Origin of the sequence: Neisseria cinerea (genome assembly GCF_900475315.1) — a bacterium.
Lineage (GTDB): Bacteria > Pseudomonadota > Gammaproteobacteria > Burkholderiales > Neisseriaceae > Neisseria > Neisseria cinerea.
Window position 1 is genome coordinate 1,028,502 of the sequence record NZ_LS483369.1, and the last position, 12,819, is coordinate 1,041,320.

A 12,819-nucleotide genomic window follows, 5' to 3' on the forward strand; every position below is an offset into this window, starting at 1 on the left:
GTCGTCTGAAACCTTGCACAGACAATCCGCCTGCGCCGAACCGCTTACCGCTCCTAGCTGCGATTCTATGATTTATCAAAGAAACTTCATCAAAGAACTCTCTTTTACCGCCGTCGGCATTTTCGTCGTCCTCTTGGCGGTGTTGGTCTCCACGCAGGCAATCAACCTGCTCGGACGTGCCGCCGACGGGCGCGTCGCCATCGATGCCGTGTTGGCATTGGTCGGCTTCTGGGTCATCGGCATGACGCCGCTTTTGCTGGTGTTGACCGCATTCATCAGTACGCTGACCGTGTTGACCCGCTACTGGCGCGACAGCGAAATGTCGGTCTGGCTCTCCTGCGGATTGGCGTTGAAACAATGGATACGCCCCGTCATGCAGTTTGCCGTGCCCTTTGCCATCCTGATTGCCGTCATGCAGCTTTGGGTCATGCCGTGGGCAGAGTTGCGCAGCCGCGAATATGCCGAAATCTTGAAGCAGAAGCAGGAGTTGTCTTTGGTGGAAGCCGGCGAGTTCAACAGCTTGGGCAAGCGCAACGGCAGGGTTTACTTCGTCGAAACCTTCGACACCGAATCCGGCATCATGAAAAACCTGTTCCTGCGCGAACAAGATAAAAACGGCAACGACAACATTATCTTCGCCAAAGAAGGTAATTTCTCGCTGAACGACAACAAACGCACGCTCGACCTGCGCAACGGCTACCGTTACAGCGGTACGCCCGGCAAAGCCGACTACAACCGCGTTTCCTTCCAAAACCTCAGCCTAATTATCAGCACCACGCCCAAACTCATCGACCCCGTTTCCCACCGCCGCACCATCCCGACATCCCAGCTCATCGGCAGCAGCAACCCGCAACATCAGGCAGAATTGATGTGGCGCATCTCGCTGACCGTCAGCGTCCTCCTGCTCTGCCTGCTTGCCGTACCGCTTTCCTATTTCAACCCGCGCAGCGGCCACACCTACAACATCCTCGTCGCTATCGGGCTTTTCCTGATTTACCAAAACGGACTGACCTTCCTGCGCAATGCCGTGGAAGACGGCAAAATCCATTTCTGGCTCGGACTGCTGCCCATGCACATCATCATGTTCGTCATTGCAATCGTACTTCTGCGCGTCCGCAGTATGCCCAGCCAACCCTTCTGGCAGGCGGTTGGCAAAAGTCTGACATTGAGAGGCGGAAAATGAACCTGATTTCACGTTACATCATCCGCCAAATGGCGGTTATGGCGGTTTACGCCCTCTTAGCCTTCCTCGCTTTGTACAGCTTTTTTGAAATCATCAACGAAGTCGGCGACTTGGGCAAAGGCAGCTATAACGGCGCAACCATGGCGCAATACGTCCTCATGCAGATGCCCGCGCGTGCCTACGAACTCATGCCCCTCGCCGTCCTCATCGGCGGACTCGTTTCCCTCAGCCAGCTTGCCGCCGGCAGCGAACTGACCGTCATCAAAGCAAGCGGCATGAGCACCAAAAAACTATTGCTGGTTCTGTCGCAATTCGGACTGATTTTCGCTACCGCCACCGCCGCGCTCGGCGAATGGATTGCCCCCGTCCTCAGCCAAAAAGCCGAAAACATCAAATCCGCCGCCATCAACGGCAAAATCAGCACCGGCAATACCGGCCTTTGGCTCAAAGAAAAAAACAGCATCATCAACGTGCGCGAAATGCTGCCCGACCATACCCTGCTGGGCATTAAAATCTGGGAGCGCAACGACAAAAACGAACTGACTCAAGCGGCAGAAGCAGAATCAGCCGTTTTAAACAACGACGGCAGCTGGCAGCTGAAAAATATCCGCAGCAGCATATTGGGCGAAAATAAAGTCGAAGTTTCCACCGCTACCGAAGAAAACTGGCCGATCGCCGTCAAGCGCAACCTGATGGACGTATTGCTCGTCAAACCCGACCAAATGTCCGTTGGCGAACTGACCACCTACATCAGCCACCTCGAAAACAACAACCAAAACACCCAAATCTACGCCATCGCTTGGTGGCGCAAATTGGTTTACCCCGTCGCCGCCTGGGTGATGGCACTCGTCGCCTTCGCCTTCACCCCGCAAACCACCCGCCACGGCAATATGGGTTTGAAGCTCTTCGGCGGCATCTGCCTCGGCTTACTGTTCCACTTCGCCGGACGGCTCTTCGGCTTTACTAGCCAACTCTACGGCGTCCCACCCTTCCTCGCCGGCGCACTACCCACCATAGCCTTCGCCCTGCTCGCCGTTTGGCTGATACGCAGGCAGGAAAAACGTTAAAAACATGCCGTTTGAACTTCTTTTCAGACGGCATTCATTTTCATTGACATGCCCATACCGACAGATAGTCAAGCTCTATTATATCGGGCAATATAACAGTTCCATTTTTGTTAAAACTGGTCTATGATAGCAATGTAAATATTGTTTACAATCTTTAACGCAAATCATTTGCAACAGACAGAAGAAAAACAGAAAAAGGAACAAAGAGATGTTAGAAGCCTATCGTAAAGTCGCCGCCGAGCGCGCCGCCCTCGGTATCCCCGCCCTTCCTCTGACTGCTCAGCAGACTGCCGATTTGGTCGAGCTGCTGAAAAACCCGCCCGCAGGCGAAGGTGAGTTCTTAGTTGAACTGCTTGCCCACCGTGTTCCGCCAGGTGTGGACGATGCCGCCAAAGTCAAAGCCTCATTCCTAGCTGCCGTTGCCGAAGGCAGCGCATCCAGCCCGTTGGTTTCCCCCGAATATGCGACCGAACTTTTAGGTACAATGCTCGGCGGTTACAACATTCACGCCTTAATCGAACTCTTGGACGACGACAAACTCGCGCCTATTGCCGCCAAAGGTTTGAAACATACGCTTCTGATGTTCGATTCTTTCCACGACGTTCAGGAAAAAGCCGAAAAAGGCAATAAATACGCGCAGGAAGTTTTGCAATCTTGGGCGGATGCCGAATGGTTTACCTCACGCGCCAAAGTTCCCGAAAAAATCACTGTTACCGTCTTCAAAGTTGACGGAGAAACCAATACAGACGACCTCTCTCCCGCGCCTGACGCGTGGAGCCGTCCCGATATTCCGCTGCACGCGCTGGCAATGTTGAAAAACCCGCGCGATGGCATCAATCCTGACAAACCGGGCGAAGTCGGTCCGATTAAATTGTTGGAAGAACTCAAAGCAAAAGGTCACCCTGTTGCCTACGTCGGTGACGTGGTCGGTACCGGTTCTTCTCGTAAATCTGCGACCAACTCCGTCATTTGGCATACCGGCGAAGACATCCCGTTCGTACCGAACAAACGCTTCGGCGGCGTGTGCTTGGGCGGCAAAATTGCACCGATTTTCTTCAATACTCAAGAAGATTCCGGTGCATTGCCGATTGAAGTCGATGTTTCCGCGCTGAAAATGGGCGATGTCGTCGACATTCTGCCTTACGAAGGCAAAATCGTGAAAAACGGCGAAACCGTTGCCGAGTTCAGCTTGAAATCACAAGTATTGTTGGACGAGGTGCAAGCCGGTGGTCGTATCAACCTGATTATCGGTCGCGGTCTGACCGCCAAAGCGCGCGACGCACTGAAACTGCCTGCTTCTACCGAATTCCGTCTGCCTCAAGCGCCTGCCGAAAGCAAAGCCGGTTTTACCTTGGCACAAAAAATGGTCGGTCGCGCCTGCGGTCTGCCAGAAGGACAAGGCGTGCGCCCGGGTACTTATTGCGAACCACGCATGACGACTGTCGGCTCGCAAGACACTACCGGCCCGATGACCCGCGACGAGTTGAAAGACTTGGCTTGTTTGGGCTTCTCCGCCAATATGGTGATGCAGTCTTTCTGTCACACCGCGGCTTATCCGAAACCTGTCGATGTCAGGACCCATAAAGAACTGCCCGCCTTTATTTCTACCCGTGGCGGCGTATCTCTGCGTCCGGGCGACGGCGTAATCCACTCATGGCTCAACCGTCTGTTGTTGCCTGATACCGTCGGCACCGGCGGCGACAGCCACACCCGTTTCCCTATCGGTATTTCCTTCCCTGCCGGTTCCGGCTTGGTTGCTTTCGCAGCAGCCACCGGCGTAATGCCGCTCGATATGCCCGAGTCTGTATTGGTACGCTTCAGCGGCAAGCTGCAACCGGGCGTAACCCTGCGCGATTTGGTGAACGCCATTCCGCTGTACGCGATTAAACAAGGTCTGCTTACTGTTGCCAAAGCCGGTAAGAAAAACATCTTCTCCGGCCGCATCCTCGAAATCGAAGGCCTGCCTGATTTGAAAGTGGAACAAGCGTTTGAATTGACTGACGCATCTGCCGAACGCTCCGCCGCCGGCTGTACCGTGAAGCTCAACAAAGAGCCAATTATCGAGTACATGAAATCCAACGTCGTATTGATGAAAAACATGATTGCCAACGGCTATCAAGATCCGCGCACTTTGGAACGCCGCATCAAAGCCATGGAAAAATGGTTGGCAAATCCGGAGCTGCTTGAAGCGGATAAAGATGCCGAATACGCCGCCGTAATTGAAATCAACATGGACGACATCAAAGAGCCGATTATCGCCTGCCCGAACGACCCTGACGACGTGTGCTTCATGTCCGAACGCTCCGGCACCAAAATCGACGAGGTATTCATCGGTTCGTGCATGACCAACATCGGCCACTTCCGTGCCGCTTCCAAACTTTTGGAAGGTAAGAGCGACATCCCCGTCCGCCTGTGGGTAGCGCCGCCGACTAAAATGGACGCGAAAGAGTTGTCCAACGAAGGCCACTACGGTGTACTCGGTCGCGCCGGCGCGCGTATGGAAATGCCGGGTTGCTCATTATGTATGGGTAACCAAGCCCAAGTACACGAAGGCGCAACCGTCATGTCCACTTCGACCCGCAACTTCCCGAACCGTTTGGGTAAAAACACCTTCGTTTACCTCGGCTCGGCTGAGTTGGCGGCAATCTGCTCCAAACTGGGCAAAATCCCAACCGTTGAAGAATACCAAGCCAACATCGGTATCATCAACGAGCAAGGCGACCAAATTTACCGTTACATGAACTTCAACGAAATCGACAGCTACAACGAAGTAGCCGAAACCGTGAATGTTTAACCGGAGCAACCCCGTGATATAAGGGGTTGGCAACCATGCCGTCTGAAAGTTTTTCAGACGGCATTATAATATTCTGCCACCCTTTTAACGGGCAGTATAATGCAATCCTCCCCATCCGCCATACAAGGCAGACGATAATATGAACCTGAAAAACCGCCATTTCCTGAAACTCTTAGACTTCACGCCGGAAGAAATCACCGCCTACCTCGACCTTGCCGCCGAATTGAAAGCTGCCAAAAAGGCAGGGTGCGAAGTGCAGCGGATGAAAGGAAAAAACATTGCCCTGATTTTTGAAAAAACCTCTACTCGGACGCGCTGCGCGTTTGAAGTTGCCGCGCGCGACCAAGGGGCGGGAGTGACTTATTTAGAGCCGTCCGCCAGCCAAATCGGGCATAAGGAAAGCATCAAAGACACCGCACGCGTGTTGGGCAGGATGTACGACGGCATCGAATATCGCGGCTTCGGGCAGGACGTGGTCGAAGAATTGGCGAAATACGCCGGCGTGCCCGTATTCAACGGTCTGACCAACGAGTTCCACCCGACCCAAATGCTCGCGGATGCTCTGACCATGCGCGAACACAGCGGCAAACCATTGAACCAAACCGCATTTGCGTACGTCGGCGATGCGCGTTACAACATGGCGAATTCGCTGCTGGTGTTGGGCGCGAAGCTCGGCATGGACGTGCGTATCGGCGCACCGAAAACCTTGTGGCCGTCTGAAAACATCGTTGCCCGCGCCTGCGCCGTTGCCGAAGAAACCGGCGGAAAGATTTTGTTGACCGAAAACACGAAAGAAGCTGTTAAGGGAGCAGATTTTATCCATACCGACGTGTGGGTCAGCATGGGCGAGCCCAAAGAAGTATGGCAGGAACGCATTGATTTATTAAAAGATTACCGCGTTACCCCCGAGCTGATGGCGGTATCTGGCAACTCGAAGGTCAAATTTATGCACTGCCTGCCCGCCTTCCACAATCGGGAAACCAAAGTCGGAGAATGGATTTATGAAACTTTCGGCTTAAACGGCGTAGAAGTAACGGAAGAAGTATTCGAAAGCCCTGCCAGCATCGTGTTCGACCAAGCGGAAAACCGGATGCATACGATTAAGGCAGTGATGGTTGCAGCTTTGGGCGACTGACACCGTTTTCCAGAATATCATCTTATCCTCCCTGCTTTGCCAAGATGATGAGAAAAAGCTAAAACCTTTAAAAGCTGCACTAAGAAAACTGCCTGTCATAAGACAGGCAGTTTGTTTGATTAGGAAAAATCAGTTTTTATCTTGGTCAACCAGTTTGTTGGCGGTAATCCAAGGCATCATCGCACGCAATTGAGCACCAACTTTCTCAACCTGATGGTCGGCATTCAAACGGCGGCGGGCAGTCATAGATGCGTAGTTTACATTACCTTCTTGGATAAACATTTTCGCATATTCGCCGGTTTGGATGCGTTTCAGGGCGTTACGCATGGCTTCTTTACTCGATGCATTTACTACTTCGGGACCGGTAACATATTCGCCGTACTCTGCATTGTTGGAAATAGAGTAGTTCATGTTGGCAATACCGCCTTCGAAGATTAAGTCGACGATTAATTTCATTTCGTGCAGACATTCGAAGTAAGCCATTTCAGGTGCATAACCTGCTTCAGTCAAAGTTTCAAAACCGGCCTTAATCAATTCGACCACACCGCCGCATAACACCGCTTGCTCACCGAACAGGTCGGTTTCGGTTTCCTCGCGGAAAGTCGTCTCAATCACGCCGCCTTTGGTACCGCCATTGGCAGCCGCATAAGACAGGGCAATATCTTTGGCTTTGCCGGAATTGTCTTGGTAAACGGCGATCAATGAAGGAACACCGCCGCCTCGTTTATATTCGCTGCGTACAGTATGACCCGGTCCTTTAGGAGCAACCATAATAACATCCAAATCAGAACGGGGAACAATTTGGTTGTAATGTACGTTAAAACCGTGCGCAAAAGCCAAGGTTGCACCCTGTTTCAAGTTGGCGGCAACTTCGGCATGATAAACGGCAGGCATGGTCTCATCAGGCAACAGCAACATAACCACATCGGCTTCTTTAGTCGCATCTGCAACGGTTTTAACAACATGACCGGCGGCTTCTGCCTTCTTCCAAGAAGAACCGTGACGCAGACCGATGACTACGTTGACACCTGAGTCTTTCAGGTTGGCTGCGTGTGCGTGGCCTTGTGAACCGTAGCCGATGATGGCAACGGTTTTGCCTTTAATCAGAGACAGGTCGGCGTCTTTATCGTAATAAACTTGCATTTGATTTCCTTTGAATAAAATGAGTTCCGGCTTTGTGTTGAGGATGCCGGACGGTTGGATTGAGGATAAAGGGTTAAACGGGGATCTCTTCCATCAAAACAATTTCGAGCGCATCGGTTTTGCCGTCGATGACTTTAACGAAACCTTGAAAATGTTCGCTGGCATTGTGCGCATCGATGGCAGCCTGAGATTTCCAGTTTTCGACGAAAACGAAACGGTTTGGCTTGCCGATTTCCTGGTGCAGGTCGTAGCTGATGTTACCTTCTTCCGCGCGGCTGGCTTTGACCAGGCTTTGGAACAAGGGTTTCAGCGTTTCCGTGTATTCGGGTTTGACGGTAACCAGTGCGACGATTTTAATGTTTGACATCAATCTCTCCTACCGCTTTGTTTTTCAGACGGCATATTGCCGTCTGAAAAACGGCAGTATTAAATTTTCAAGATACGCTCGCCACGGCCGATGCCGGCTGCGCCCGTACGTACGGTTTCCAGAATCTGGGCTCGTCCGACAGTTTCGAGGAAAGAGTCGAGTTTGTCGGTTGAGCCTGTGATTTCGATGGTGTAGCTGCGGTCGGTTACATCGATGATGCTGCCACGGTAGATTTCTGTCAGGCGTAAAAATTCGTCACGGTCTTTGCCGACGGCGCGGACTTTTACCAGCATCAATTCGCGTTCGACAAAACGGCTTTCGTTCAAATCGACCACTTTAATTACCTCAATCAATTTATTGAGTTGCTTGGTGATTTGTTCGATAACATGCTCGTCGCCATGGGTAACAATGGTCATGCGTGAAAGCGTTTTGTCCTCGGTCGGAGCTACTGCCAAGGAATCGATGTTGTAGTCTCGAGCGGAGAAAAGACCGACCACGCGGCTCATCGCGCCTGATTCGTTTTCCATCAGAACAGATAAGATATGTCGCATTGTCGTTCTCCTTACGCTTTCGGGTTTTCGCGCATATGTGGCGGCAGGACCATTTCGTCCAAACCTTTGCCGTTGCCGACCATAGGCAGCACGTTTTGTTTCTTATCGGTCAAGAAGTCGATAAATACCAGACGGTCTTTTTGTTTGACCGCTTCCAACAGCGCGCCTTCAACATCGGATTTTTTGTCCACGCGGATGCCGATGTGTCCGTATGCTTCCGCCAATTTGACGAAATCAGGCAGAGAATCGAAATAGGTTTCCGATTCGCGGTTGCCGTAGTACAGCTCCTGCCATTGGCGAACCATGCCGAGATAGCCGTTGTTGAGGGTAACAACGTTTACCGGAATGCGGTATTGGAAGCAGGTGGACAATTCTTGGATGTTCATCTGAATCGAACCTTCGCCGGTAATGCAGAACACGTCTTGATCGGGGGCGGCAAGTTTCGCGCCCATCGCATACGGCAAACCTACACCCATCGTACCCAAGCCGCCGGAGTTAAGCCATTGGCGCGGGCGTTCGAACGGGTAATATTGCGCCGCGAACATTTGGTGTTGCCCTACGTCCGAAGTAATGATGGCGGAGTTGTTGGTGATTTCGGCAAGTTTTTGCACGACGTATTGCGGTTTGATGATTTCGCTGTCGTTGTCAAACCACAGACAGTCTCGCGAACGCCATTCTTCGATGCTTTTCCACCATTTGTCTAAAGAATCGGACGCGGGAGTCGTATCTTGTTTACCCCACAAGCCGATCATTTCGGTCAACACATTTTTCACGTCGCCGACAATCGGAATATCAACTTTGACACGTTTGGCGATGCTGGACGGGTCAACATCAATATGAATGACTTTTTTGGCTTTTTCAAAGAATTTGGACGGAACGGATACGACACGGTCGTCAAAACGCGCGCCTACTGCCAACACGACATCCGCGTTTTGCATGGCGAGGTTAGCTTCGTAAGTACCGTGCATACCCAGCATACCCAAGAATTGTCGGTCACTTGAAGGATATGCGCCCAGCCCCATCAGCGTACCGGTACACGGTGCGCCCATCATGCGGACGAATTTTGTCAGCTCTTCCGAAGCATTGCCCAATACCACGCCGCCGCCGAAATAAACAACCGGACGTTTGGCAGAAGCCAACATTTGAACGGCTTTTTTAATCTGCCCGATATGACCTTGAACAACGGGTTGGTAAGAGCGGATAAAGATATCTTCCTGCGGATAGCTGAATTTCGCCATCGCCTGAGTTACATCTTTAGGAACATCAACTACAACCGGACCGGGACGGCCGCTGGCGGCAATTTGGAATGCTTTCTTGATGGTCTCGGCAAGCTCGTTGACATCGGTTACCAAGAAATTATGTTTGACGCACGGACGGGTAATGCCGACCGTATCCACCTCTTGAAACGCATCCGTACCGATAAGCGAATTGCCGACTTGTCCGCTGATAACCACCATCGGAATCGAATCGCTGTATGCAGTGGCGATGCCGGTCAGCGCATTGGTAACTCCCGGACCGGAAGTAACCAGCGCGACACCGACTTTACCGCTGACGCGCGCATACGCATCTGCCGCGTGTACCGCCGCCTGCTCGTGTCGGGTCAGAATGTGCTTGAATTTATTGAGTTGGAAAATAGCATCGTAGATTTCGATGACTGCGCCGCCCGGATAGCCAAAAACATACTCTACGCCTTCAGCTTTGAGACTTTGCACTATGATTTGTGCACCTGATAATTGCATAATGACCTCTTTTATATGGTTTCAAACCAATAGGGACGAACTGCTTTACCACAGCACCTGTAATGCAATTCCGCCAAGCAGCGATTTAGGGTACGCGCATTGAGGGAACACGGTAACAGACAGACCATCCAATCAATTGGGAAGAAACACAGAGTTTATGAAATGAAAGAGCGTCAACGATAACGCAAACTGAAGATTCAGGCAAGGAAAAATCTTTTACTTTTTAACATTAAATATCTGTAAAATTATTATATTATGATTTATATGAATTTTTATAAATCAGAGAAACAGCAAACAACTACATTGTTGACATTTCACACTCCCATACCGAATACAAAGAACGTACATTACCCCCTACTTTAACAGATTAACCATTCTTTATTTAGCAACCTTCACAGTATATTTCCGGAGGTATTTTCAGATTGCGTCTGCTAGACAGGTTGATTCAATTATACGGAAACAGATAGGATTAGATGATTATAGATACAAAACCACATGAACACCTTATCTGCTTTGACTGTGATTCACGGTACAGGATACGATAGACAAAAAAATAACCGCTCTAAAAGCGGCAGGGTCTCTCTCGAAATGAAAGCATATCATACTGATTTAAATATATTTTATTTTTAGGCAAATCAATAATACCGTAAAAAATACCGTAAATTTGTCAAAGTCAAAATTTTTTAGGGGCGGTTTGTGGCATTTCTGCCAAGCTGTGAAATATGGGCACATTGTAACATCGGCAATCATGCGCCGCCGCCCCGTATAAAAAAACAGTATATATATATAAAAATCACTTGTTACCGTTGTTACTCTTGTTACCGCTTCGCAATATTATGATTTTAATATTTCTTTTTGCGTTTTGCGGTAACAAGTCGGTAGCAACCGTAACAACTCTTTCCCCGTTTTCCGCCTGTTTTTCGGCTTTTCCTATGCCGTGATAGCCTTTTTCTTTCGTTTTCCTGCTTTCCGATAGCGTAAAAAGCCGCCTTTCGGCGGCTCTCTGTATCAATCAAGTTCCAGCGGCTCAATGATTAAATAATGGCGTATCGGCTTCTTGTTCACTTTGATTTGGTGCTGGTAGCCGTTTTTGGACGGCTTCAAGCGTCCTTTTTCCGATAGTACCTTACACACGGTATGAATCGGGAACGATTGGGCGATTTCTTCTCTAAACACCAGCGGCAGGATGTAAAACTCGTCATTGCCGCCAACCTGCACTTTAAAGCCTGCATGCCCTTTGCCTTTACCTCCTGTCATGGTGTATGGCGCGTCTCTTTCGCTCCACGACAGGAAGCGCGGGGAATCGGCATATTGTGCGATAAAGTCGTCCAACTGGCTGCATATCGCTTCTGCTTCGCGGTCTCCTGTGCCGTTCTCTTCCAGCCATTCGTGAAAGCACTGCATAACCCCCGCCCCGCCTGCCTTTAATCCTGTGATGGGCGCGGCATATTCTAAAACGGCGGCTAAAAGGGTAAAACGGCGGGCTATCCTCCGTGCCTGCCCTTCCATAGGCGGCAAGGCTTCAAGGTATCGGGCGCGTGTTGCTTCTATGGTTTCGGCGGCGGCTTCTTTGCCGTCTGAAAGGATTTGGCGGATAAGGGCGCGCCCTGCCGTGCCGTATTTCTTGGCGGCTGCCCTGTTGATATGCTCCGACAGTTTCGCGCCGTCTGTGAAGCCGTGCAGCGTGTCGTATATGCCGTGTTTGGCTTCTGCCTGTATATCGGGCAATCGGGCGCGGTTGCCTGCCTTCCATTGGGCGCGGTCTCCGATTAGGCTTTCGGGGTTGGTTTCGCCCGTTGAGAGTATCAAATTGCGCCATGTCTTTTGTTTGCGGTTGCCACCGTCTTTCGCGCCCTGTGTTTTCGATATGCCGTTAATCACGCTGTAAACCATTTGGGGGATTCTTCGCGGATCTGCGGTCTGTCCGATTTCGTCCAGTGCTAAAAAGCCGTCGTTACGCGCTAAGGCGGCATTCTGCAAACCTAATGCGGTAGTGTCCCAGTTGCTTTTTGTGGCTTCATAGCTGCCCCATACGCTTAATGCAAGGTTGGCGGCTGTGGTTTTGCCTTTGGACGAACTGCCTGCCAAGTGTACGCCGCCGCCCTCTTCGTGCAGCAGTGCCAAGAACGGCGCGGCAAGGCTCAAACCCAATGCAAGGCATAAGCGGCTGTTGCCCTCTGCGTATCGGGCGGCTTCCTGCCGCCATTCTTCAAGGCTGCCCGATTCCGTATAGCCCTCCCTTTGGCTGGTGTCTCCGTTGTATAGATGTTTGCGCCCTCTGCGTTGATGGTTTCGCCATTGGGCAGGATATAGGCGTTGCCGTGCCAGCCTGCGCGGTCGGTAATGGTGTAAATATCGCCGCCGCCCTGTGTCTGCAAATAGTCGGAAAGCCGCTCACGCTTAACCTTGCCTGATAGGATGTCTATACCGTACTGCCCCAATCTTGCCCAGCACTGCCCTGTTACGATTTCGCCTTTGGGGATGGCGGCGGTTTTGGTTCGCCGTGTGTTAGCGTCCTGCCAGCGTATCACGCGGTAATATGCGCCGTCGTTGTCCGTGCCCCTGCCTATGATGTCAATGGGGGATGACAGTTTTACCGGCGTGGCTTCCTGCATGTTGCCCTCCCTGTCGGTCTTAACGCCGATATACCACACGCCCGCGCCGTCCACGTCGTAACGCGGTTGTGCAAACGGCGCGGCAAATTCCGACATATCGCCCAACGGGGCGGTTTCTTCTGCGAAATTCGGCTTTACATCTTTACACATAGTGTTAAAATCTCCTGTATGGGTTTGGTTGCCTTTCGCGGTTTTCCGCGTTTGGTTTCCGCTTGATAAATAATC

Annotated in this window: 9 protein-coding genes and 1 pseudogene; 4 read left to right on the forward strand and 6 right to left on the reverse strand. The window is 51.3% G+C overall.

The genetic code is table 11. The annotated features are described in order from the left end of the window. The first annotated feature begins 67 nt into the window (after positions 1–67). The 4 genes from lptF (at position 68) to argF (ending at position 6,179) form a co-directional block, all read left to right on the forward strand. Positions 68–1,183: an LPS export ABC transporter permease LptF gene (gene lptF, locus DQM57_RS05420; RefSeq protein WP_111727206.1), complete on the forward strand. Its 1,116-nt coding sequence runs from the start codon at positions 68–70 to the stop codon at positions 1,181–1,183. Next, on the forward strand, positions 1,180–2,250 hold the full coding sequence (lptG, locus tag DQM57_RS05425) for an LPS export ABC transporter permease LptG (RefSeq protein WP_111727207.1): 1,071 nt from the start codon (positions 1,180–1,182) through the stop codon (positions 2,248–2,250). Before lptF ends, lptG begins: the two co-directional genes overlap by 4 nt. A 208-nt stretch (positions 2,251–2,458) precedes the next feature. Continuing rightward, on the forward strand, positions 2,459–5,044 hold the full coding sequence (gene acnB / locus DQM57_RS05430; RefSeq protein WP_111727208.1) for a bifunctional aconitate hydratase 2/2-methylisocitrate dehydratase: 2,586 nt from the start codon (positions 2,459–2,461) through the stop codon (positions 5,042–5,044). A gap of 139 nt (positions 5,045–5,183) precedes the next feature. Continuing rightward, a complete protein-coding gene (gene argF / locus DQM57_RS05435; protein ID WP_111727209.1) occupies positions 5,184–6,179 on the forward strand; it encodes an ornithine carbamoyltransferase in 996 nt (331 codons plus the stop codon). A 129-nt stretch (positions 6,180–6,308) separates the two neighbouring features. Here argF and ilvC read toward each other — a convergent pair whose 3' ends face one another. From ilvC to DQM57_RS09885, 6 genes and pseudogenes are all read right to left on the reverse strand, one after another. Next, positions 6,309–7,322 carry a ketol-acid reductoisomerase gene (ilvC, locus tag DQM57_RS05440; protein WP_003674891.1) on the reverse strand — a complete coding sequence of 338 codons (1,014 nt, stop codon included), beginning with the start codon at positions 7,320–7,322 and terminating at the stop codon, positions 6,309–6,311. A gap of 73 nt (positions 7,323–7,395) precedes the next feature. Next, positions 7,396–7,689: a putative quinol monooxygenase gene (locus DQM57_RS05445; protein WP_111727210.1), complete on the reverse strand. Its 294-nt coding sequence runs from the start codon at positions 7,687–7,689 to the stop codon at positions 7,396–7,398. 59 nt (positions 7,690–7,748) lie between these two features. Further along, positions 7,749–8,240 carry an acetolactate synthase small subunit gene (ilvN, locus tag DQM57_RS05450; RefSeq protein WP_107859720.1) on the reverse strand — a complete coding sequence of 164 codons (492 nt, stop codon included), beginning with the start codon at positions 8,238–8,240 and terminating at the stop codon, positions 7,749–7,751. An 11-nt stretch (positions 8,241–8,251) separates the two neighbouring features. Beyond that, entirely contained in the window at positions 8,252–9,979 is a 1,728-nt protein-coding gene (ilvB, locus tag DQM57_RS05455) for a biosynthetic-type acetolactate synthase large subunit (protein ID WP_111727211.1), read from the reverse strand. Between the two features lie 1,008 nt (positions 9,980–10,987). Continuing rightward, on the reverse strand, positions 10,988–12,307 hold the full coding sequence (locus DQM57_RS05465; RefSeq protein ID WP_231992148.1) for a DUF927 domain-containing protein: 1,320 nt from the start codon (positions 12,305–12,307) through the stop codon (positions 10,988–10,990). After that, positions 12,289–12,744, reverse strand: a pseudogene (locus DQM57_RS09885) (DUF927 domain-containing protein); the annotation flags it as partial. The gene DQM57_RS05465 and the pseudogene DQM57_RS09885, both read right to left, overlap by 19 nt. Positions 12,745–12,819: the final 75 nt, after the last annotated feature.